The organism is Oceanobacillus caeni (genome assembly GCF_019037185.1).
Lineage (GTDB): Bacteria > Bacillota > Bacilli > Bacillales > Amphibacillaceae > Oceanobacillus > Oceanobacillus caeni.
This window is the reverse complement of the sequence record NZ_JAHHXM010000026.1, coordinates 1-24,564: the sequence shown is the minus strand read 5'-3', so window position 1 is coordinate 24,564 and position 24,564 is coordinate 1. Positions and strand designations below refer to the sequence as shown.

The following is a 24,564-nucleotide window of genomic DNA, read 5'->3' as shown; positions in this document are numbered from 1 at the left end:
ATCTCCTATCCTTATTCTAAATTTGCATGTTTTTGATTTAAATTTTGACTTTCCTTTGGATAATGTTGTAATAAATAAACAACAATCGCATCTAATAATAAGTGGGCCGACTGATCAAATTGACTTCCTAATGGTTGAATTGTATTTGGCTCTGTTTCCAAACGTTTCTTAGTTGCAGCTGGAATCCGTACAGATTGATCGGCGATTTGACCAATAGCGGAATCCTTATTGGTTGTTACTAGTGCTACTTTTGCATCTGCTTCTTTTGCCTTTTTTGCATACTGTACAAGTGAACCCGTGCTTCCGGATCCGGAAATAATAAGCAAAAGATCATTTGGTTCAATACTAGGTGTAATGGTTTCACCTACAACATAGACAGGGTAATCACTGTGCATTAAACGCATAGCGAATATTTTTCCGACTAATCCGGAACGACCTGTACCTGAAATAAAAATTCGCTTTGCCTTCTGAATCTCTTCTGCTAATACCTTTGTTTCATCTGCGTCTATTTGCTGTACAATCTCATTAACTTCAGTTGCAACTGTTTTTATCATTTGTTCCATCGTTATTTCCCCTTTTGATTTAGCATGATTCCCTTGAATTTAACTTCGGTTCAAACCGATAAATTTTAGGACCCGTACAATTATTTTTATTTGTAATTCGATTAAATAATAATTCTGCCGCCTTTTTTCCCATATCAAAAGCCGGCTGTTGAATAGTGGTCAATGCCGGACTATAGATTTTTGCATAGGATACCTCATCAATTCCAATTACCGCCAAATCTTCCGGTAAATGCATTCGATGTTTTTTTGTAAAGGCTAATACTTCATGTAAAACTCTATCATTTAGGGCTAGGAGCGCCTTCGGAGGGTTATCTTGTTCTAACATTTTCTTCATGGCCCCCTGAATATTATTAATTTCGTCAACCATAAGATAGTTTTGATTAAATAAAATTTGGTTATTGTCTAATGCCTTTTTAAAACCATTTATTCGCTCCATTCTTGGTGTAACATTTTCTCTTAGTGGAGGAGATAACATTCCTATTTCCCGATACCCTTTCCTTAAAAACTCTTCCACGGCTAGAAAGGAGGCCTTCTCATTATCCAGCGCAACCGTATCAATTTCTAACCCAGGAATAATTCTGTCCATAAAAACCACGGGAAATTGGACCTCGATTAATGTTTTATATAGCTCCACATTACCTCCCGTTGGAAATGCAATAATTCCATCCACTTGCTTAGATTGAAGCATTTCAATATAACGCTTCTCTTTCTTAGGATCATCATCAGCATTACAGATAATTACATGAAAGTCTTTCTCATTACAGAAATCCTCAATAGCGCGTATAACCTGTGTCGAAAAAACATGTAAAATATTTGCTACAATCACACCTATTGTCATTGTTGATTTCTGCTTTAAACTTCTTGCAATTATATTTGGACTATAGCCCAACTCCTTTACTGCTTGTTCAATACGTTCTTTGGTTTTTTGTCCCATATAATCATATCGTTTATTCAAATACTGAGATACCGTACTTTTAGATACACCCGCATGCTCAGCTACATCAGAAATTGTAATCCTCTTCATATATAATTCTCCCATATTCTAGTTGCTAAACCGGTTTAGTAAATCGATTTAGTAAAAGTATAATATAAATGTAACCGTTTTACAACCACTTTTTAATTTAAATTAAACTCCCCTTATGTAACAGACCCTGTTGAACAACTTAAAATTTCCTAACTTTCTATTCATCTATGATTTAACTATTATTACCGAATTGGAAGAGAAAGAAGGTGAAATATAAGGAAAAGATAGTTTCTTTCAAAAAGAATAAGGATGCGTTTTAGAAAGAGAGGAATACACTTACTAACCAAATAACAGAACTAATTGAAAAGTTACATTTCATTTTAATTGGATAATAAAGACTAGACAGCATAGACCTGATTAAAAAGGAAGACCCCCATTTTGATTAATCGTTATACTCATGCAAAAAAACGACTACAAACCATTGTAATCGTTTTATAGTCCCTTTTTATTCATACCCTTACATAGGGATAACGCATCATTAGCAATTAACGTAACATTTAGTGAGAATTAATGCATAAAAGAACTCTTCCCACGCCATTAAAAATACCATAATACCAGTCGCACTGTACCTCTTATGACTAAAGTCACGAGATTCTAAGAAGATCTTTATTCCGTATCTTTACTAGTTTGCTCTGGTAATGTATCCCAGAAAGATACGTCTTGTTCGTTCACGGATCCATTTGCAACAGCTCTTAGTGTGGAATCAAGTGTGTTGATAGTCTGTTTTATTAAGTAACCATTACTCTTTTGGCCAAGTACGGATGATTCATTAGAATGGTCAGACATACCACGCATTTCGAATAATAGAGTGGCAATATCGTATTGGACGGCAATTCCATTACGAGCAATTGTTTCAGCGCTTCCACCTTGGTATTTTCCAATATTTCCCCAACCAGTTGAATTAATTTCATTGTAGACTACAGCACCCAATTGTTTAGACTTATGCACGACCTCTGGATCGACATTAGGTGTAGTTGGGTAAAGAATGGAACCAGAAACCAATTCATCCCCATTAATTACCCTGTCAGCCCCTTGATGATGTAGGTCAATCATGTAATCTATATCATATTTTTGTAAAACATTTTCATGCAAAGCTTGCGTTTCTGGTTGGATTTTATCAATATGATCACGATTTAGATCCGTACCAGTAGCATTGTATCTAGTTAAATGACGATCGCCACTTGCAATATAATCGTCTAATGGAAAATCAACGTCTCCCATGGCACCATCTGCATTTAGCATTGGTAATACTAGAACGTTAACGTTATCTAATACACCTTTTGTTTTTCCTGTTCCAAGATGTTTTATGAATTCTAGTGCTCCTTCTGTAGTTAATTGTTCATTCCCATGTTGTTGGGTTACATATAGAATCGTTGGATTTTCAGGATTAGAGATATATTTCACAAGGTGAATATCCCGGCCTTTTACAGTTTGGCCAATGACTTCTAATTCCATCTTTTCTTGTTTTGCTTCTTGTTTCTTTAGATAATCTACCAACTCCTGATAGGTAGAAAGGATAGAGGTATTTACGGTTTCATTGCCGCCATAATTGGGACCATTCCCAACCGCATTGACTACCGGAGAAGCGATAGATGTTCCACCAAGTACGATGGCCCCCGTAAGACTTAATGTTAATAATCTTTTGTTCATTTTATTCATGAAAACCCTCCATTTTTTATTAATCTATAGTTATATTCTAGTTATTTTGTTAGAACCCTCCAAATAATTCGAAAATAATAGATATTACCTATTTACATATGCCCATTTGCAGTTATAGTCAATGAATTAGTAGACTATTGGGGGATCACCAAAAAAAACAACACCAAGGAAAATACCCCCAGTGTTGTTTTAATCGTCCTAATCAAACAACTTCATTATATTCTTCTTTATTTCCTTGCTTTGAATTTTTACCAGACCCTATGAAGTATAGTGCTAATCCGATTAGGTACCATCCTCCGACGATTAGCCATTCAATAGGCCATAACAAGGATGAAGGCATTCCTGGCAAATATAGTGTTATAAATAGTGCACTTAAAACAATTGCTAGAATTCCAGTAGTTTTCCAGTACTTAATTTTATATGGACGTTCTAATTTTGGTTCTGCCTTTCGTAGTTTCATAAAAGAAAGTGATACAATCAAGTATCCGACTACAATTCCAATTCCGCCTGCATTTACAAACCAATTTAACGCTGAATGTCCTAATAAAGGGGCAAGAAATCCGAGCAATCCTAAGAAAATAATGCCGTGGGTTGGTGTATTATATTTGGGATGAATATAAGCAAACCAGCTTGGAATCATATCTCGTATTGCCATCGCATATAGGATACGACTTCCACCGATAATAAATGCATTCCAACTCGTAATAATACCAGCAACCCCTGCGATAACGATAATATTAGCAAATACCCGACTATTAAATAGATTCCCCATCGCATCTGCAGTTGCTAGATTTGTAGTTGTTAGTTCTGCTGGTGATAAACCAACAGATACACCGAAGCCAATTAATACATAGAAAACAATCGATACAATAATCGATATAATTAATATTCGGCCGATAAATTTGGGTGGTGCTTTTACTTCTGATGCAATCTGTGGTATGACATCGAATCCAACGAATAGGAATGGAACCATAATAAGTACGGTCATTACACCACCTATTCCGTCCCCATGTAATGATTGGAGAATCGGTGTGTTACCGCTTCCAAATCCGCCAACAACTAGTACTAAACCAATAAGTACAACCGCTGCAGTTAAAATATTTTGCATAATAGTTGCAGGTTTAACTCCAAAATAGTTAAGAGATGTAAGTATAATAGCTCCCACGGAACCAATCAATGCCCAGGTAAGATAGATATCAAATCCTCCCATGGACCATAAATATCCAAAGTGATTAACTGGAATCACGTAATCGATAACAGTTGGCAATGCTACCGCTTCAAATGTGATAACGGATACATATCCAAACAGTACACTCCATGCAGCGATATATCCTAATCGCTTATTAAAGGCACGTACAACGAATACTAAGCCACCACCTGTTTCTGGTATTGCTGCTGCAAGTTCGGCATAGGTTAGCCCGATAAAAATAACCAATAAACCACCTAAACCAAAAGCAATTGCTGTTCCTAAGAAACCAGCTTGACTAATCCAATCACCTGATAAAACCACCCATCCCCAACCAAGCATTGCCCCCATGGAGAGGAATAGGACGTCCGTCATTGACATCGACTTTGTTAACTTTTTTTCTTCTTTCATCCAAACACCCTTTGTTATATTGTTCGTGCGTTTTTTATCATTGAAATAAGACCATCCAAATACGAAGGAAGGATCTGTACATTAACGAAAAGAAAATGTTTCAACCTTCTATATCTATAATAATAAGGGAGAAAAGATCCCCCCTATTAAGAGAGATCTTTATAAATTCCCGATAGATAAATATTTCGTTTCCAGATACGGTTCAATACCTTCTATTCCACCTTCACGTCCAATTCCACTTTCTTTCACACCGCCGAATGGTACATGCGCAGCGGAAGGAGCACCATCATTCCATCCAACGATTCCAAATTCTAGATTTTCATTCAGATACACACCTGTACGATAATCATTGGTAAAGAAGTAAGAAGCTAAGCCATAAGGTGTACCGTTAGCAATGTCTACAGCTTCTTCTAACGTTTCAAAAGTCGTGATAGGTAGAACAGGGCCAAATGTTTCTTCTTGCATAATGTTCATATCAAGATTCACATTTTTAAGAACGGTTGGGTACACGAAGAAAAAGCCTTTTTCTGCATCGGCATTATACTCGTTTCCACAAATTACTTCAGCACCTTTTGCAGTGGCATCTTCAACCTGGGAAACAATCTTGTTAAAGCCCTTTTCATTAATTACAGGTCCCACTTGTGTATCTTCATTTAATCCGTTTCCTACTTTTAATTCACGAACTTTCGCAGCTAATTTTTCAGAGAACTCATCAGCAATACTCTCGTGAACAAGTAAACGATTGGCACAAATACATGTTTGTCCAGCATTGCGAAATTTCGATGCGATTGTTTGGTCAACAGCTAAATCAACATCGGCATCTTTTGCAACAATAACTGGGGCATGTCCGCCAAGTTCCATGGACACATGTTTGACAGTATCTGCACTGTTTTTTATTAACAGTTTTCCAACGGGAGTAGAACCAGTAAACGTAATTTTTCGGATATATTTACTGTCCGTAAACAATTTTCCTACTTCACTACCATATCCATTCACACATTGAACGACATTTTCTGGAATACCTGCTTCATGTGCAAGTTCAATTAATTTGATTGTAGTCAGTGGTGTATCTTCCGCTGGCTTCACAATAAAAGTACATCCAGCAGCAAGTGCTGGCGCCGCTTTTCTTGTCATCATAGCAGCAGGAAAGTTCCATGGTGTAATGGCTGCAACCAGACCTACTGGCTTACGCGTAATTACAATTCGCTTCGATTCCGTATTTGCAGGAATAGTGCGGCCATATAATCGTTTGGCTTCTTCTGCATACCAATCGATATAACTTGTCGCGTAATCCACTTCACCAAGGGATTCTTTAATCGGTTTTCCACTCTCTAACGTCATAACCTTTGCAATTTCTTCTTTATTATTTTGAATAAGATCAGACCATTTTTTTAGGAGTTTTGAGCGTTCATGAGCATTTACATTGGACCATGTTTTAAAACCTTCGTGGCCTCTTAAAATAGCTTCATTAATTTCTTCTTTGGTATTGACTTTTACTTCGCTTATTCGTTCACCAGTTGCTGGATTTTTAACCTGAATCACAGTCATTTGTTTTCCCCCTTTACGCATTGTGGAAGGCATCTTCTAAAATATCCAACCCTTTATTTAATTCTACATCTGTCGTTACAAGTGGTGCAAGGAAACGAACGACATTACCCTTAATCCCTGCGGAAAGTAGTAAGAGACCATTTTCATTAGCGTATGTTGTTATTGCTCCTGTTCTTGCTTTATCCGGATTTTTGTCTATTTGGTTATCCACGATTTCCACCGCTACCATGGATCCTAAACGACGAATATCACCAACGAATTCATATTTTTTTCGAAGTTCTTGAAGTTTGTCTTCCAATTTTTGTCCAAGAAGTTCAGATTTGGTGAGTAAATCTTCTTCCTCAATTATATCGATAACCGCTAATGCAGCAGCACAAGCTACAGGGCTACCAGCATAGGTTCCGCCGAGTTCTCCAGGGTTCGCTGCATCTAAAATTTCTTTTCTACCAACGACACCACTTAGTGGGAGTCCTGCAGCAAGTGACTTGGAAACCGTTACAAGATCAGGTACGACATCAAAGTGTTCCATTGCAAAAAGTTTTCCTGTACGTCCAAAGCCAGTTTGGATTTCATCTGCTACAAAAACAATGCCATGTTCGGAACAGAAATCTCTTACTTCTTGAACAAATTTCTTCGGAGGAATAATAAATCCACCTTCACCTTGAACTGGTTCCATAACCACACATGCAACGTTTTCCGGTGCTACCGTTTCTACAAAGAAATCTTTGAAGTTTTGAATGGTTAGATCCACATATTCATCATCCGTTAATCCTGCTGGTTTCTGATATAAATATGGAAATGGCGCTTGATACACTTCTGGTGCAAAAGGGCCGAATCCAAATTTATATGGTTTCACTTTACTTGTCATGCTCATTGTCATGTTGGTTCTTCCATGAAACCCGCGAACAAATGAAACAACAGCTTGCCTTCCTGTATATTTACGTGATACCTTTATTGCATTTTCAACAGCTTCTGCTCCTGAATTTAAGAGAAGTGCCTGCTTATCAAAATTTCCTGGTGTAATTTCACATAATTTTTCTGCCAAGTTAATGTATCCATCATACATCATGACATTGAAACCAGGATGCAAGAATTTATCCACTTGTTCTTTTACGGCAGCCGTTACCTTAGGATGAGTATGACCTACATTTAATGTTCCAATGGCCCCAGCAAAATCAATCCACTCTTTCCCGTCCATATCTGTAATGGTTGCATCTTTCGCGTAACTTGCCACATTCAAATTACCATTACTTACACCTTTAGGTATATATTTTTTCCTTTTTTCTTGAAGTTCTTCCATTCCAACTGTTGTTGTCATCATTATTCGCCCCCTAAAATGTTAATATGTTATAATTTTACAATTTTCTGTTATAATGAAAAGTACCAGAATTCAAATTCCAAAGGTACCAGATTGGAGCGAGAGAATGATTTTTATTAAAATCAACACCAATAATCAAAAAAAGTTCATCTATCAACAAATCTATACGGAAATTAGGAAATTGATTTTAAATAAAAAGCTTCTCACCGATGAAAAACTCCCTTCTAAAAGGAAATTAGCGGAGGAACTGGGGGTAAGCATCAATTCGGTTTCTAATGCATATGAACAGCTACTTGCTGAAGGATATATTTATACCATTGAAAGAAAAGGATACTATGTAGAAAAAATAACGAAATTTGAAAGTCCAAATGAATTTTCCAAACAGATGGATTTCCCACTTGATTTAAGGGAAAAGCATACAGAGGATAAATCAGCTTGGCTTTCTTTATCCCATATGACGGCGGATATTACCATGTTTCCCTTCAAGGAATGGATGAAATGCGAAAAGATGGCAATTAAAAATCACGGAGAAGAGCTTTCGGAAATCGCCCATCCACAAGGTCCTTATCTTGTTCGTCAAACTATTTCACGTTTAATTGCAAGGAGTCGCGGGGTAGTTTGTGAACCAGAACAAGTCATTATTGGACCTGGAACACAACCACTTATTCGTCAACTAATGAGTATGCAAAAGCAAAACACAAAAGTTGCTATGGAAAATCCCGGTTACTTTCGCTTCTACCAACTGTTAGAGAATATGAATTTTAGAGTCACACCGATTCCGTTAGATGAGCAAGGCATTAACGTAGAAAAAGTCGAAGCATTGAACCCTAACTTTCTTTTTATTACACCATCTCATCAATTCCCAACAGGCAATATTATGCCTATATCAAGAAGAATTGAAATACTAAATTGGGTTGTTAATGCTCATGATGCCTATATTGTGGAGGATGATTATGATAGTGAATTTAAATATGGAACCGATAACATCCCTTCCTTACAAAGTCTTGACCGCAATCAACGTGTCATCTACGCCGGTACCTTTTCCAAAACAATGCTGCCAAGTTTTCGGATAAGTTATCTTGTCTTGCCTATAAAACTATTAAGAGAATATAAACGTCATTATTCCAGCTGGATACAAGGAAGCAATTCATTAAATTTGTTCACGCTCCATTATTTTATAGAAACTGGGGAGTATGCAAAGCACATCAAACGAATGAACCATCATTATGAAAATAAAAGAAAACAACTTATTCAAAAGCTTAGGTTTCGATTCAAACAAGACATTACCATCCAGGATATTCCAGCGGGTCTTCATTTTCTTGCCGAATTCAAAACAAACAAAACCTATGAAGAAGTAGAGGCAAAGGCTAAAGAGGAAAAACTAGAAATCTATTCCCTTACCCGATTTATGTTAAAAGAGATTCCTGCAAATGAAAATAAAATAACGTTAATCATTGGGTTTGCAACTATCCAAGAAGAAGATATTGGAGAAGCTGTGGAGCGGTTGTATCGGGTAATTTATTAGGGAAAATTGGGGATCACGGAAATATCCCTTTTTCGAGTTGGGAATCTCCATAGTCTCATTTTTAGAGGATAGTAGTGTTACTACCCTCTAAAATGGGGCAAATCTTAATTCTATCTTTTTGAAAGTAAAATACTAATTTCAGAGAAGTTAATTTCCTAATTGGAATTATTTAATTCTGAAACAACTAACAACGTTGATCACGCATCCATCGTTTCGTTGGTCTGCACTTCTTCCGGTTTTTCCGTTCGATCCATCATTGAAACAACAATCATCACAATAATATTGACAGCGATTCCATATAATATCGGGTTACTTGAAGAGAGCCCTTCAATAGCAAGGCCGGCTAAAACAACCACCGCACTAATCACAATCGAATAAAATGCAGCTTTTGCAGTAGCTCTTTTCCAAAACAAACCAAACACTATCGGAATGAAAATGGATCCCGCTAACAGGGCATAGGCTACATCAATTGCAACAAGAAGCTCTTGAATCCATAGTGCAATAACAATGGCAACGATACCAATAACCAACGTAGTTACACGTGATAGTAACAAAAATTGCCTATCCGATATATCTTTAAAAAAATGATCCTTTAAAATATCTTTAGTAATTAAGGTTGAAGAAGCCAATAATGTACCAGATGCGGTTGACATAATTGCTGCTGCCACTGCCGCAAAAACGATGCCTAGAAGCCCCGTAGGTAATGTTTCAAAGGCCATACTTGTAAAGACATTTTGTGTATTCTCTATACTTGGAAGGACAATAAGCGCACACATACCAATAATAACCATTGCTAAAGAATATAATAGACTATAGACTCCGACAAGTATTCCCCCAGTACGGGCTGTTTTAAGGTTCTTTGCAGTAAAATAGCGCTGCCAAATATCCTGCCCTACCATCATTCCAAGTGTAAAGGTCAAGAGATATTGGATAATTTCCTTAAACCCAATAGCAGAAAAATCAAAGTACGAGCTAGGCAATTGTGCTGTTAATTCAGCAAAACCTCCTACTTTTGACAAGCTGGTTGGTAGCATGATTAAAAATATACCAGCTGTCATGATCGAAAACTGGATAATATCTGTCATGGACACAGACCACATACCACCAAGAATGGTATAGAAAAACACGACTCCCCCACCGATTAACATGGAGAAAACCAAATTCCAATCGAAAATAGCACTTAAAAGCGCACCAATAGCAATTACTTGGGTAACACTTACCATTAGGGCATAAATAGCGGCGATTACAGCTCCAATTAATTTTGATTCAACATTAAAGAGTTTACCAAGTAACTCACTAATAGTCATTAATTTATAGCCAGTTACCTTTTTAAGCAAAAAAATACCAAAAAAGGTAATACCTAGGCCCATTGAAAAGACAAACCAAACTCCTGAAAATCCAATTTCATAACCGAGTTGGGCTGACCCTATTGTCGAAGAACCACCAAGAAAAACAGCAGTCAAACAACCAAAGAGCATGAAAACGCCAAGATTTCTCCCTGCTAAAATATAGATTTCTGATGTTTTCGCTTTAATGGTACCAATTATACCGACTACAACAAGGATAGCGAAATAAATAATAATAATCATCATATCAATCCATGTCATTTCCGTCTCACCTTCCTTATAACTTTTTTAATATAGATCCACAACAGAATATTCAGAAAACCACATCCGTTATTTATAATAATTCCCTACCATTTGAATGAATATAATAGAAGGAGGTAAAGAACCCTATAAGTAGAAATTCTCACCTCATAATACCTTTATTTATTTTCTTCTTGCTGTGTACGTTTTTTCATAGCTATCAAACTGATCATCTCAAAAATGATTGAAGATGCTGCTACAGCTGTAATTTCACCACTGTCATATGTCGGTAAAACTTCAACAAGGTCAAAACCTTTAATATCAAGCCCGTGTAAACCTCTGACATATTCTAGCCCCTCATAACTAGTTGGACCGCCTACCTCAGGTGTACCTGTTCCTGGTGCATAGGCAGGATCAAGGAAGTCGATGTCATATGTAACAAATACCGGTCTATCTCCTGCGCGGGCATGAATTCGCTCAATCACCTTTTCATAACCGATTTCTCTTACTTCCTTCATTGGAATAACTTCGTATCCAAGCTTCCTCGCATCTTCAATATCTTCTGGACCATAAAGTGGCCCACGCATACCTACCTGAATGGAATGATCAACATCAATCAATCCTTCTTCTACAGCTCGACGGAATGGTGTTCCGTGCATATACTTTTCACCGAAATAATTGTCCCATGTATCACCGTGCGAATCAAAGTGAACAAGTGCAATCGGTCCATATTTTTTTGCAAAAGCTCGTAAATGACCCAATGAAATAGAATGATCGCCACCCATTATAACCGGAATTATCTCTTTATCTAGGACTGGTTCAAGTGCATTTACAATGTTATCGTAAGTTCGATGAATATTTCCTGGAATGACATCTACATCCCCGTAATCTACTCCAGAACAATAATCAAAAATATTTATATCCTGATCAGGGTTATAAGGACGAAGCAATACAGAAAAATCCCGAATATGTTGTGGGCCATATCTTTGTCCAGTTCGGTTAGATGCAGCTGTATCGAATGGTACCCCCATAACTACAAAATCTACATTGTCTGTTGTTTCAATATGTTCCAATCGCATAAATGTACGCGGTCCTGTAAAGCGCGGTGATTTTGATGAATCTTTTGGTTGATACATTTTAATTCCTCCCCAAATTATTATTTTTGTAAATTATAGATTGCAAATTTCATGCCAATTATAAAAAGTTGTATTATCAAGCTACTTCTTTAAAAAATCAATTCATTATTGAATCAAAACATAATCTATTAATTCAAAATGAATTATTTGATTCATTTTGAATTAATATTGTACTTTTTCAAACGGCGGACAACTGTCGGCTGACTCAAGCCAAGATAATCGGCCATTTCGTACGTAGTTTTATATTGTCTATAAGCACGTCTCAACCAACTTTTTTCAACTTCTTCCAATGCTTCCTGCAATGTCAATCCTCGTTGTTCAAAGGTTTCAAGCGGCCATTCCTCTCTATATTGCTCAAACGTTTCCATCTCTTTGACAAAGGGTAGACTGGACGGATAAATTACGTTTGTATCGGAAGTTAATACTAAACGTTCAACAAGATTTTCAAGTTCTCGGACATTTCCAGGCCATTCATATTGCTGAAAAGCATCTATTGTCGACGAATGAAAAAATTTTTTCATGTTATATTTCTTATTGAAAATAGACAAATAATTTTGAGCTAGATGATAAATATCGTCTTTCCTATCACGCAATGGAGGAATTGTAATCGGTATCACATTCAAGCGATAAAATAAGTCCTTTCTGAACTTCCCTTGATTAACCATTTCCTCCAAGTCCTGATTGGTTGCAACAATAAGCCTGAAATCAACATTCTTTGACTTAGAACCGCCAATACGGGTAACCTTCCTATCTTGTAGTACTTTTAATAATTTAACTTGAATCGCAAGTGGTAATTCAGCAATTTCGTCAAGAAATAACGTTCCTTGATGGGCAAGCTCAATCATCCCTGCTTTACCATTTTTACTAGCACCAGTAAAAGACCCAGGTTCATAGCCGAATAATTCAGATTCAAAAAGCGTCTCCGGAATCGCTCCACAATTTACCTCGATAAACTCAGCCTTATGTCTATCACTTCCATCGTGTAAAGAACGGGCAAAGACATTTTTCCCAACTCCTGACTCCCCAAGTAAAACAACAGTTGCATCCGACTTTGCTACACGATTCAATAATTCACGTATTTCCATCATCGCTTTACTTTTAATGACAACTTGATCAGGTTTTGATTCTTTTTCTCTTAATTCTTCTATCTCGGACTCATATTTCACCATTTTTGTACGTAATTGTTCATAGTCTTCTTTTAACTGTTGGATTTCCGTTAAATCATGGGAAAAACTAATAACCCGAACAATATCACGTTTCCAGTCAAATACAGGAATCCCAGTAGCCATAATAACCTTACCAGTCGGGGTCCTTTGCATGACCTGAACTTCCTTTTTCTCTTTTAAGACGAATGCCGTTACCGAGGGATAAAAAATGTGCTCCTTTTCTAAGTGGAATATCGTTTTACCAACTAAATCGTCCTGTTCCTTTCCATAAATGCTGGTACAATTGGAACTAACCCGTAGAACCCTTCCTTCTCCATCTGTTACAACAATATTATCGTTGGATGCATCAAGGATCCCATCCAATTCCATTTTTAGAAGCTCTAATTCATTCACCAACCTATCACCTCTTTTTGACAAATTTCTAGATATACTTAGCGCTATTGTACCACTATTTATATAATTTTAAATAGATTAATAACATTGAAAACCAAGCAACAGGTGAATATTCGGAATTTAATTAGAGAAGAGTTAAGGAATACTTCTTTTTTCCATGGAACACAGTGACAGTTTTGAGACCATTGAAAAGCCCTTTTTCAGCACCCTTTTCCGGATCCAGAAATAAATTTTGTAAAACTCAGCAATTTAACCTACGAATTTCAAAAGATTGACAATAAACTAAGTGGTTGGGGCTGACCCTAATTCCTACAAAATATATTGACCTCATACAAAAGAGCGTTTACAATAACAGTACAAGTTAATTGTGATGGAGATTTGGAGATTCAACTAATAATTGTACACCCAACAAGTGTGTAGATTTTAGTTGAATTTTTTTCGTTCTTTCTATTACAAAGGGGGTTAGAACTTAATTAGTTTCTTTTTTATTCCTCGCAATTAACAACATTTCATCTATTTGTATATTTCATCTATTTGTATATTTCATCTTAGGAGGGTTAGTATGTTAAAACTTTTTAAACCTGCTCCAGCAGTGAAAAGATTACCTGAGGATCAAATTGATTCTGAGTATAAGAAGCTAAGGTTACAGGTATTTATTGGTATCTTTATCGGTTACGCAGCTTATTATTTAATTCGTAAAAACTTCTCTTTAGCAATGCCATATCTACAAGAAGAAGGATTTTCAAAAGGGGAATTAGGGCTGGCCTTATCAGCTATATCTATTGCATATGGAATTAGTAAATTTGTAATGGGTACTGTTTCGGACAGGAGTAACGCCAGGATATTTTTAGTAGCTGGTTTAATCTTATCTGCTATCATTAATTTATTAATGGGATTTGTTCCATTCTTTACATCGACAGTTGCTATTATGTTTATTATGTTATTTATAAATGGTTGGTTTCAAGGTATGGGCTGGCCACCATCAGGTCGCGTGTTAGTACACTGGTTCAGTGTTAATGAGAGAGGTAGTAAAACCGCAATATGGAATGTGGCACACAATGTTGGTGGAGGGCTAATGGCTCCATTGGCTATTGCAGGTGTTTCCATAATCTCCACATATTTTGGTGCACACTTTATCGGATATGAAGGGGTATTCATTATACCTGCAATTGTTGCTATTTTAGTAGCCATTGTTGCATATATGCTTATTCGTGATACTCCACAATCAGTTGGTTTACCGTCAATTGAAGAACATCGTAATGATTATCCAAGTAAATCGAAGAAAACGTTTGAAACAGAGTTAACTACAAAAGAAATTTTATTTAAGTATGTATTAAATAACAAATGGGTTTGGGCAATTGCAATTGCGAACATTTTTGTTTATTTTGTTCGCTACGGCGTTCTAGACTGGGCTCCAACCTATTTAAGTGAAGAAAAAGGCTTCAATATGAATGAATCTGGTGTCGCTTATTTTTTATATGAGTGGGCTGGTATTCCAGGTACATTATTATGTGGCTGGATTTCTGACAAATTATTTAAAGGGCGCCGTGGACCAGCTGGTGTGGTTTTCATGCTAGGAGTATTAATTGCAGTTCTTGTTTATTGGTTAAATCCTGCTGGAAATCCATTGATTGACCATATTGCATTAATTGCTATTGGATTCTTAATTTATGGGCCAGTAATGTTAATCGGTTTACAAGCACTTGACTTTGTTCCTAAAAAAGCTGCAGGTACCGCTGCTGGATTAACCGGTTTATTCGGTTACCTTGGTGGTTCTGTTGCAGCAAACGCTATTATGGGGGCAGTAGTAGAAGGATCTGGTTGGAATGCTGGATTTATTCTTCTAACTATTTCTTGTGCCCTAGCTGTTGTTTTATTTGCTCTTACATGGAATGTCCGTGGACAAGAAGTCATTAAAAAATACTAATAATCTTAGGGTAGCTGTCTAATATTTTATTAGGCAGCTTTTGTTATTTTATCTGTAAGTTAGTAATTCTCACCTATTTTCAAGAAATAACATCCGCAAACTTTGCCCGACAAGCTTTAGCCAAATCTTGTGGTGCTATTATTAACTGCATTCCAATTTTTCCTGCACTAACAATCATAAACTCCAACTTTTCTGCACTTACATTAATATAGGTTGGAAACAGCTTTTTCATACCGATTGGTGAGCAACCACCACGAATATAACCAGTTAGATTTAGTAAATCCTTCATTGCAAGCATTTCAATTTTCTTCTCACCTATCGCCTTAGCTGCTTTTTTCAAATCCAATTCCTTTGCAACAGGCACAACAAAGACGTAGTAACGATTTGCACCAGCTGTAGTAACTAATGTTTTATAAACGTATTCATGAGGATAACCGATTTTTTCAGAAACAGAAATACCATCTACCGGTTTTCCGTCTTCAGTGTTATATTCTAATAATTCATAGGGAATCTTTTGCTGCTCAATCAAACGAACTGCATTTGTTTTGGTTACCTTTTTTGCCACATTCTTTTCTTCCTTTCCACAGGTTCACACCTTCTTATAGCTTATTTCAGACTTGTAAAATGGTTATGCATTTTGAACTAGCAGACCTTTCAGCCGTTAGCGCTACGATGGATTCGGGGGCCTGTCCCTACAAGTCTCTACGTTCTAGCACCATGTCCTTCGCTTTAACAAGTAGTCCGTTATTTTCCCTAAACTTTAAAAATCCCCTGCTGCACGATAAGCCAATTGGTGCTACACCTAATAACCTCCAACCCCTCTTATAATATTTCCATTTTGGATGAGATTAACGAAGGTAAATATTTTAGAGGACAGAATAAAAATTACGCAGCAACTAGAAAACGAGTAGCCACTATTGCTACTCGCTTTCCTTTACGTCATCCATTTTAAAACCTTTCCCCTTCGAAATTACCAAGGAACCTGTGAAGGATGGCATTTAAACCAACCAAGCCATTCTGATAATGCACACCCCGCCTGGAATCCAATCTCACCATCTCTCCACTTACTTCCAAGGGAGGTAGATCCTATCGTTTTACTAGTTGACGCTGCTTCTACCGTATTTGCAGAGAAGTTAGTTCCAATAACTAAAGCTCCTGCTATTACTAAAACAGCTGTGATTCTACCTAATTTTTTCAAGTTTCCCATCCTCTCCAAGTATTTTTCACAAATTTCACCTAAAATATCATTTAGGCGACTTTTTAAAAGACAGATAATGTTAATCCACGCTTCCCTATCCATCATTATAGAAAAGGGAGCCATTCAGGAATAACGACCATCTAGGATGAGGGTAACACAAGCTGCGGAAGATTGACCATAGCCAAATTTTCCTAAATCACAACAAGTCATAGCTAGAGAAGACTTTAACATTTATGGTGATAATTACCATTTATTTAGAACTATTTACTACAATTTCATAGTAAATTAGACATATTAAACCAATGAACTCCTAATAAATCAAACGTTCGTTTTAATTATCAGTAATTTTAATATAAACATCCCTGTCCCTCGGATCGTACATTCCTCAAACAGTTGTTTCTCCTTTTGATTTACGATCTGGATATAATAGACTAAATACAATTCCAACTGCTAGGCACACAAAAAAGGTTCCAGCTCTGGCTGATACGATAGCCTCCAGTGGAGAAAGAGTCCAAATAATCGCGCTAAAAAAGCCTGTTATGATTGTTGCTATGACACCAATTCCAGATGCTTTTTTCCAAAAGAACGTTAAAAGTACGACGACAGAAAATGTATTCCCTATTCCAGCCCAAGCAAAACCGACGACACCACCGACAAATGATTCGGATAACAATGAAATAGCAATTCCAAGTATCCCACTTACAATAACCGTAATCCTTGATATTCTTAAAATGTTGCGTTCGTTAGCTTTAATTCCAAATGTCTTATGAATAATATCCTCACTAACAGATGTCATCACAACTAATAATTGAGAGGACGCCGTCGACATAATTGCAGCTAAAATAGCAGCAAAAATGATTCCTGCAATCCAAGGTGGCAATAGCTCAGAAACCATGTGAGGTAAAATCATTTCCGAATCTGCAATCGTGCCTTGTTTATATAGAACCGATCCGAAAATACCTACCAAGAAAGCACCAATATACACGACAATGGTCCATAAATACGCCACCCATTTCGCAGTTTTTAGTTCTTTCTCGTTTTTAATTGCCATAAAGCGTGTACTCAATTGTGGTTGACCACCAAGAAAGCCAAAAAACCAAGAAAAGTTTGTTAATAACATCGCTCCAAGTGCTAATCCAGAAAGGCCACCTAACCACCTGTTTCCTCCATTACCCATCGAAGCTAGCGACTCGCTTATCGATAAATTGTTTTGCTGTATTTCTATGAAAGCTACAATTGGCACGATAATAAAGGCAAGTAACATTAGTGCACTTTGAACAGCATCTGTCCACGCAACGGACATAAATCCACCCATGCAGGAATATGCAATAACAATTATAGCGACAACGATTGTGCCTAAAGTAATATCAATACCAGAAATCGAATACAACGTTTTTCCTGTTCCTGAAAACTGCCCCGCTATGTAAAATAGGGAAAATGCTCCCATAATAATGGCAGATAATAGTCGAATCGCTCTACCATGCTCTGGGTATTTTACTGCGAAATAATCTGGCAATGTATAGACATTATACCTTTTCCTCTCTTGGTAAAATCTTTTTGCTAAGAAACTCCAAGAAAATATAATCCCGATAAACATTCCAGACAATAGCCAAACCCCAGACAAACCAGCTAAATAAATGAAACCAACCGCCCCTAAGAACATATAAGCTGATTCTGCAGTTGCTCTCTCAGAGAAGGCTAAAACCCATCCAGGTATCTTATCCCCACCTAGAAAGTAGTCGGATGATTGCATCTTTTTTCGACTGAAATATACACCGATTCCTAATACAATAAGAAGATAAATAGCTATTTCTGCATAAATGATAATGCTCTCTGTTGTCAAATTCATGATTACTCCTCCACAATTCCTAGTAAACGGATATATTTACATTTATAATAGAATTAGTATAATATAGATAAGAATATTGTCAATCTATTAATTTGAAGGAAGTGTATTATTTTGAGTGAAACAAAAGTTCATATACCACCATTGTCAATGGATAACATTACTGCCAAACTTTTTACACACTTAGAAAAATCAGTCATCACCCAGTTTGGAGAAGAAGGAAAGGCTTTGTTTCAACAAGGAGTTCAAAAATTCGGATATAAAGATGCGGAAGAAATTGCTCTTCAGGCTACTAAAGAAGGCGTAATTCATCGATTATATAGCTATATTCCTAGAAATCACCAAGCGGAGAGGAAATATGAAAATCTAACAAATTATGCTTTAATGGCAAAGCTCTTTGCACAAATCTCTAAAGTTATTGTTGATAGATTCGGAGAAAAAGGAAAAGATGCAATCCGGGAAGGTGTCCGTACTTTTGGTGAGGAACGCGGTCGCGGAATCGCACAACGCGCTCGCGCAAATGGAGAAGAAAATACGAGAGAAAACTACCTAACAAACTATGATATGGGTAGAAGTGAACTATTCACCTACACAACGGAATATAAAGAAGGAGAAATTGAACAAAACTTCACCGTATGCCCCTTTGGCCAACAATGGGCAGATGATGATATGCATGAATATGGAATTTTATATTGTGAAATGATTGATCCTGCAGTAGCTAGAGGATTTAATCCCGATTTCAAAGTGGAACATGATAAATATATTTTAAAAGAAGGTAACTGCCATTTCCGGTTTATATTGGAGGACAATAAAGCCAATGAATAATCGGCCGATTCATGAATAACTTAAATGAATTGGCGAAAATTGGTCATAATTGAAAACAACTAAAATGCTAATAAAGCGTATAGAAAAACTAGAAAAATAACTTTATAGGAGATCCATTCTGAAAACGTTTGTTTAAAAAGCTATTCTCTGTTTATTTAGAGAATAGCTTTTTCTATTTAGTCTTTTTTTCACCTTTTAAAGCCGAGATACCATTTACACGGTTGTCCCCGAGTACTGATATCCCTACGGTGTATGCTGATATCTTACACATGAGTACTGATATTACTACGGTGTTTACTGATTTCTTGACCGTGAGCTGATATTCCAAGGTTTATACTGATGTCTTGCTCATGAGTACTGATATCCCTACAGAGTTTACCGATTTCTTGACCATGAGTGCTGATATCTCAACGATATTTACCGATATCTCGCCCGTGTGTGCTGATATCCCAACGATGTTTACCGATATTTCGCCCATGACTGCCGATATTCCTACGGTGTTTACTGATATCTTGTACATGAGTACTGATATCCCAACAATGTTTACCGATATCTCGCCCGTGTGTGCTGATATCCCAACGGTGTTTACCGATATCTCGCCCGTGTGTGCTGATATTCCAACGGTGTTTACCGATATCTTGACCATGTGTGCTGATATCCAGATGACAATTCCTTTTCAGTAAGCTGGGATGAGGTACCCCCCACAACTCCGCCGCTTCACCTACTTTTACAATCCACTCAATATTAAGTTGGTTTCCACTATTTTACTAAAAATAAATTTTTAAAAAATATTGACGATACTAAAAAGTAGTGCTATTATACCTAACAAACGTTAGGGAGGAAAAAATGACAAAGGACAGAATTATCGAAGCGACAATTAGGAATTTTGCAGAACATGGTTATCAAGGGGCTTCAATGCGAAAAATAGCGGAAGATGTAGGAATTAAGCCAGCATCGATTTATCATTTTTTCGAAAACAAGCAGAAATTGTTTATCGAAGCGATAAAAGTAATTCTAAACCATCACTTTTCTAGCATGAAAGAGACCTTTGAACAATATCAAAGTGATTCATTGCACATATTATTTTCTGAATTATTGAACAAGATAACTTTCCATCATACTTCAAACCAGGAAGAGACTAAAGCATATGTGTTAATGGTGAACTCCTCAATTCCTGATATAAAAGAAGAGGTACGTCACTATTTAGAAACCTATGATTCTTGGTTGGTTACCCAATTGATGGAAATAATCGTTATAAGATATCCACATTTAGACACAGAAGAAATAAAAGAAATCATCGATTATTTTATTTTTCTCGGAAATGGTTTATTTTGGGGAATTATCATTTATGAAAAGGACGATATCCAAAGGAATCTGAAACAAGCGACATATTTAATGAATCAATACTTAATTCATAGGTTTGGAAGTGATATAGATGAAGGACAAAAGTTTAATTGAGGATTTGGATTATTTACAAAAACAGGTGCATCAGGTATCGATGCATTCTTAGTAGCTTTTATCATCCAAATCATTATTGGATTTGTTCAAAAAAATAAAAATGCAACTATCAAGGAGGATGCAGCATGAGATTAATCGGGAAAGAAGAAATAGAAAATATTGCTATCGGAGCAGCTTTATTAGGTACTGGTGGTGGTGGAGACCCATTCGTTGGAAAAATGATGGCACTTCAAGCCATTGAAGAACACGGACCAGTGAAATTACTTGATGTCGATGAAATAGAAGATGATGATATGATTGTCCCATCTGCAATGATGGGCGCCCCTACTGTATTAGTAGAGAAAATCCCTAGCGCCGATCAAGCACAACAAGCTTTTAAATCATTAGAAAAAGTATTAAATAAAAATATTAAAGCAACGATGCCAATTGAAGCTGGTGGTGTGAACTCCCTGTTACCACTCGCATTAGCTGCATCTATTGGATTACCCGTTGTCGATGCAGATGGTATGGGACGAGCCTTTCCAGAGTTACAAATGGTTACTTTTTATTTAAATGATGTCAGTACAACACCAATGGTTCTGGCTGATGAAAAAGGAAATAATATGGTATTAAATACAGTGAATGGAAAATGGGCAGAAAACATAGCTCGTTCTGCAACAATGGTTATGGGTGGATCGGTCATAAACGCTATTTACCCAATGACTGGAAAACAAGTAAAAGAATCAAGTATCTACCGTTCCTTAACATTGGAAGAGGAAATCGGCCGTACCATTCGAGAAGCAAAACAGAATAAACAAAATCCAATCGACGAGATTTTAAAACTTTTAGGTGGATTTAAACTATTTACTGGAAAAGTTACTGATATTGAACGGAAAACGGATGGTGGCTTTGTACGCGGGATGGCAACCATCGAAGGACTAGGTCAAGATAAAGGGGAGCAATGTTATTTGGAATTTCAAAATGAAAATCTTATGGCAAAAACAAATAACAATATCCTCTGCATGACACCTGATTTAATCTGTGCATTAGATACGGAAACTTCCCTTCCTTTCACAACAGAAGGATTGAGATATGGAGCAAGAACGACAATAATTGGCATTCCTGCTGATAAAAAATGGCGTACCGAAAGAGGAATTGAAGTTGCTGGTCCACGTTATTTTGGATATGACAACGACTATACACCAGTAGAAGAATTGAACAGAAAGGCAGGAAAATAAATCATGAATTATCGTTTAGGTATTGATGTAGGTGGTACAAATACGGATGGAGTTCTTTTAGACCGAAATATGAAGGTTATTCATTCCTTAAAAACTCCAACTACAGAAGACGTAGAAACAGGCATTTATAATACAATCCATCAACTTGTAGAAGAAGCTAAAGTAAATGTTGAAAATATTGAATTTGCCATGCTTGGTACAACCCAATGTACGAATGCTATTGTAGAAAGAAAAAAACTAAATCGAGTAGCCACTATCCGAATCGGTGCTCCTGCCGCGACAGCCATTAAGCCACTTGCCGGTGTACCAGAAGATTTACAAGCAATTCTTGGAGGACACACCTATATGGTTGAAGGCGGACACGAATATAATGGAGACGAAATTAATACGTTAAATGAAGACAGAATTCGCTCCATTGCGGAGGAAATTAAAGGAAAAGTAGATTCGATTGCTCTTACGTCCATCTTCTCCCCTGTAGACCAAACACATGAAACGAAGGCCGAGGAGATTTTACGTGAAGTATTAGGAAATGATATTTCGATTTCTCTTTCTAGTGAAGTAGGAAGCATTGGTTTACTAGAAAGAGAAAATGCAACCATATTAAATGCTTCTATTATCAATGTAGCGAAAACAACTGCAGAAGGTTTTGAAAAAGCACTTCAACATAACGGTATTCATGCTAAAGTCTTTTTCTGTCAAAACGATGGAACATTAATGTCCAAAGAATATACGTTAAAATATCCAATTCTAACCGTTGCATGTGGGCCGACAAATAGTTTACGTGGAGCATCATTTCTATCGGATAATAAGGATGCAATTATTGTTGACGTCGGAGGTACCACATCAGATGTTGGTGTATTAGTAAAAGGATTCCCAAGACAATCATCTCTCGCGGTCGAGTTAGGTGGCGTTCGTACTAATTTCCGTATGCCAGATATTAATTCCATTGGATTAGGAGGCGGAACCATTATTCGCGTTGCTGAGGACAATACATTTACAGTTGGTCCTGACAGTGTAGGTCACCGCCTTCTGGAAGAAGCACTTGTATTCGGCGGTTCCACTCTAACTACGACAGATGTAGCAGTTGCCCTAGGTAAAGTAAAACTAGGAAATCCGGAAAATGTCGCACAACTTGACAAAAATCTATTAGAAGCGATTTACAAGCGTATGGTGGAAATGATAGAAGAAGCTGTTGACAAGATAAAAACAAGCGCAGCCGATATGCCAGTAGTTTTTGTCGGTGGAGGAAGTGTCTTATTTCCAAATGAAATTAAAGGCGCATCTCAAGTATACCAACCCGAAAATGGCGGTGTTGCAAATGCAATTGGTTCAGCTATTTCACAAATCAGTGGGGAAATTGAAAAAATTTATTCCATCAGCAAAGAAAATAGAGAAGAAATACTAAAACAAGCAAAAGAGCTCGCTATTTCAGAAACGATTAAAGCTGGAGCAGATAGTGAAAAGGTAGGAATTGTAGATATGGAGAGCGTACCACTTGCTTATCTTCCTGGTAATGCAACAAGAGTTAAAGTTAAAGCAGCTGGGGACTTGGCAATTCAGGTATAGCTAGCGGGAAGCAGGAATGGTACCACTCCTGCTTCTTTTTTTGAACTACTCTCTGTCATACTAATACTAATCAGCCACGTAACCGACCTTGCTTCAGATAAAAAACAACTCTCCAATCAACTTTCTTCAACGATTTAATTAAAAATTGGAGAAGACCCTTTCTCAAAATACCTTCTCATACATTGAAAACTCATCTAAACCAACATTAATGTGTGGATGCCTATTAAATAAAAGCATAAAAAGATGCGGACCAGATCCGAAAATTCCTAATAGTGCGCACTCAGAGCAAGTTGGGACGAAGGGTCTGTCCCTGTAGATCCCTTGTTATTCACTATTCATTTCACCTTTTTCTTCACCAAGAAGTATTTTTATATAATCTCGTTTTGAATAAAGAATTCGATAAATGGATACATAGACTTTATCTAATTTGTAAAAAACAAGGTAATTTCCACAAATTAAATATCTATAATCTGTTGGAACATCCATTTTCGATGATAACTCAATACCTAGCATAGGGAAACCCTTCAGCTTTTCGTAACACCCCATGATATTTTCAATTGTATCTACCCCAGCACCAGGATTGTCAAGCTCTTTGGTAATGTATTCTCTGATATCAAACAAGTCTTGTTTTGCAAGGGGATTGATTCTTAATTGACACATAAAATTATACTCCTAAGTCTTTTTTAACTTGTTCCTCAGTTAGCCATTCATCCCCCTCTTTTATGGCCCTCTCAGCCTCCATTAATTTTGAAAGAAGCTTGATTGTAGATTGGTTTTTTTCATATTCCTCTATATCAAGAATAGCAAATCTCCCTCTTCCATTTTTTGTTAAAAAAACTGGATCACCCATAGATATATCTTTTAAAACATCATTATAATTTCTTAAATCAGACACCGGCTTAATATTAGGCATAATATCAACTCCTTTTGTTAGTATTATACCATTATTTTACGTAAAATTATACGTGGATTTCACAACACTTCATTCTATATAAAATTATAAAAGTTTAAC

General features: G+C 36.7%; 21 protein-coding genes. 7 read left to right on the top strand and 14 right to left on the bottom strand.

Annotation, left to right across the window (positions count from 1 at the left end; translation table 11 throughout):
* Window positions 1–11: 11 nt before the first annotated feature.
* The 6 genes from hxlB to gabT all read right to left on the bottom strand — a co-directional run bounded on the left by hxlB (window position 12) and on the right by gabT (window position 7,712).
* A complete protein-coding gene (hxlB, locus tag KM885_RS13100) occupies window positions 12–563 on the bottom strand; it encodes a 6-phospho-3-hexuloisomerase (RefSeq protein WP_216884122.1) in 552 nt (183 codons plus the stop codon).
* 19 nt (window positions 564–582) lie between these two features.
* Entirely contained in the window at window positions 583–1,587 is a 1,005-nt protein-coding gene (locus tag KM885_RS13095) for a LacI family DNA-binding transcriptional regulator (protein WP_145542968.1), read from the bottom strand.
* Window positions 1,588–2,193: 606 nt separating this feature from the next.
* Window positions 2,194–3,237, bottom strand: a complete 1,044-nt coding sequence (locus KM885_RS13090; RefSeq protein ID WP_216884139.1) for a M14 family zinc carboxypeptidase — start codon at window positions 3,235–3,237, stop codon at window positions 2,194–2,196.
* 211 nt (window positions 3,238–3,448) lie between these two features.
* Entirely contained in the window at window positions 3,449–4,843 is a 1,395-nt protein-coding gene (locus KM885_RS13085) for an APC family permease (protein WP_216884121.1), read from the bottom strand.
* Between the two features lie 159 nt (window positions 4,844–5,002).
* Window positions 5,003–6,391 (bottom strand): NAD-dependent succinate-semialdehyde dehydrogenase, encoded by a 1,389-nt coding sequence (locus KM885_RS13080; RefSeq protein WP_216884120.1) that lies wholly within the window; start codon window positions 6,389–6,391, stop codon window positions 5,003–5,005.
* 13 nt (window positions 6,392–6,404) lie between these two features.
* Window positions 6,405–7,712, bottom strand: a complete 1,308-nt coding sequence (gabT, locus tag KM885_RS13075; RefSeq protein WP_216884119.1) for a 4-aminobutyrate--2-oxoglutarate transaminase — start codon at window positions 7,710–7,712, stop codon at window positions 6,405–6,407.
* Window positions 7,713–7,815: 103 nt separating this feature from the next.
* On the opposite strand from gabT, the gene gabR reads away from it, so the two are divergent.
* Window positions 7,816–9,234 carry a MocR-like transcriptional regulator GabR gene (gene gabR / locus KM885_RS13070; protein WP_216884118.1) on the top strand — a complete coding sequence of 473 codons (1,419 nt, stop codon included), beginning with the start codon at window positions 7,816–7,818 and terminating at the stop codon, window positions 9,232–9,234.
* A 197-nt stretch (window positions 9,235–9,431) separates the two neighbouring features.
* Here the strand turns inward: gabR and KM885_RS13065 are convergent, their stop codons facing one another.
* From KM885_RS13065 to KM885_RS13055, 3 genes are all read right to left on the bottom strand, one after another.
* Window positions 9,432–10,841, bottom strand: a complete 1,410-nt coding sequence (locus KM885_RS13065; RefSeq protein WP_216884117.1) for a sodium:solute symporter family protein — start codon at window positions 10,839–10,841, stop codon at window positions 9,432–9,434.
* 158 nt (window positions 10,842–10,999) lie between these two features.
* The gene (gene speB, locus KM885_RS13060; RefSeq protein WP_216884116.1) at window positions 11,000–11,956 is read right to left on the bottom strand and encodes an agmatinase; all 957 of its coding nucleotides are present in this window, start codon (window positions 11,954–11,956) and stop codon (window positions 11,000–11,002) included.
* Window positions 11,957–12,108: 152 nt separating this feature from the next.
* On the bottom strand, window positions 12,109–13,491 hold the full coding sequence (locus KM885_RS13055) for a sigma-54 interaction domain-containing protein (RefSeq protein WP_216884138.1): 1,383 nt from the start codon (window positions 13,489–13,491) through the stop codon (window positions 12,109–12,111).
* 586 nt (window positions 13,492–14,077) lie between these two features.
* Between KM885_RS13055 and glpT the strand changes: the two genes are divergently transcribed.
* A complete protein-coding gene (gene glpT / locus KM885_RS13050) occupies window positions 14,078–15,442 on the top strand; it encodes a glycerol-3-phosphate transporter (RefSeq protein WP_216884115.1) in 1,365 nt (454 codons plus the stop codon).
* 79 nt (window positions 15,443–15,521) lie between these two features.
* Here the strand turns inward: glpT and ybaK are convergent, their stop codons facing one another.
* The 3 genes from ybaK to KM885_RS13035 form a co-directional block, all read right to left on the bottom strand.
* Complete coding sequence (ybaK, locus tag KM885_RS13045) at window positions 15,522–16,007, bottom strand: Cys-tRNA(Pro) deacylase (protein WP_216884114.1); 486 nt, start codon at window positions 16,005–16,007, stop codon at window positions 15,522–15,524.
* 405 nt (window positions 16,008–16,412) lie between these two features.
* Entirely contained in the window at window positions 16,413–16,640 is a 228-nt protein-coding gene (locus tag KM885_RS13040; RefSeq protein WP_060669237.1) for a hypothetical protein, read from the bottom strand.
* 385 nt (window positions 16,641–17,025) lie between these two features.
* The gene (locus KM885_RS13035) at window positions 17,026–18,489 is read right to left on the bottom strand and encodes a sodium/proline symporter (protein ID WP_216884113.1); all 1,464 of its coding nucleotides are present in this window, start codon (window positions 18,487–18,489) and stop codon (window positions 17,026–17,028) included.
* A gap of 111 nt (window positions 18,490–18,600) precedes the next feature.
* Here KM885_RS13035 and KM885_RS13030 point away from each other — a divergent pair, with 111 nt between their 5' ends.
* The 5 genes from KM885_RS13030 to KM885_RS13010 all read left to right on the top strand — a co-directional run bounded on the left by KM885_RS13030 (window position 18,601) and on the right by KM885_RS13010 (window position 23,552).
* Window positions 18,601–19,311, top strand: a complete 711-nt coding sequence (locus tag KM885_RS13030) for an L-2-amino-thiazoline-4-carboxylic acid hydrolase (RefSeq protein WP_244987017.1) — start codon at window positions 18,601–18,603, stop codon at window positions 19,309–19,311.
* Window positions 19,312–19,661: 350 nt separating this feature from the next.
* Window positions 19,662–19,994, top strand: coding sequence for a hypothetical protein (locus KM885_RS13025; RefSeq protein ID WP_216884112.1), 333 nt, complete (start codon window positions 19,662–19,664; stop codon window positions 19,992–19,994).
* Between the two features lie 163 nt (window positions 19,995–20,157).
* A complete protein-coding gene (locus KM885_RS13020) occupies window positions 20,158–20,769 on the top strand; it encodes a TetR/AcrR family transcriptional regulator (protein ID WP_047186571.1) in 612 nt (203 codons plus the stop codon).
* A gap of 125 nt (window positions 20,770–20,894) precedes the next feature.
* Window positions 20,895–21,986 carry a DUF917 domain-containing protein gene (locus KM885_RS13015; protein WP_216884111.1) on the top strand — a complete coding sequence of 364 codons (1,092 nt, stop codon included), beginning with the start codon at window positions 20,895–20,897 and terminating at the stop codon, window positions 21,984–21,986.
* Window positions 21,987–21,989: 3 nt separating this feature from the next.
* On the top strand, window positions 21,990–23,552 hold the full coding sequence (locus tag KM885_RS13010) for an ROK family protein (protein ID WP_216884110.1): 1,563 nt from the start codon (window positions 21,990–21,992) through the stop codon (window positions 23,550–23,552).
* 324 nt (window positions 23,553–23,876) lie between these two features.
* On the opposite strand, the gene KM885_RS13005 is transcribed toward KM885_RS13010, so the two are convergent.
* Window positions 23,877–24,212 (bottom strand): type II toxin-antitoxin system RelE/ParE family toxin, encoded by a 336-nt coding sequence (locus KM885_RS13005; protein WP_060669186.1) that lies wholly within the window; start codon window positions 24,210–24,212, stop codon window positions 23,877–23,879.
* A 4-nt stretch (window positions 24,213–24,216) separates the two neighbouring features.
* Complete coding sequence (locus tag KM885_RS13000; protein ID WP_047186567.1) at window positions 24,217–24,465, bottom strand: type II toxin-antitoxin system prevent-host-death family antitoxin; 249 nt, start codon at window positions 24,463–24,465, stop codon at window positions 24,217–24,219.
* Window positions 24,466–24,564: the final 99 nt, after the last annotated feature.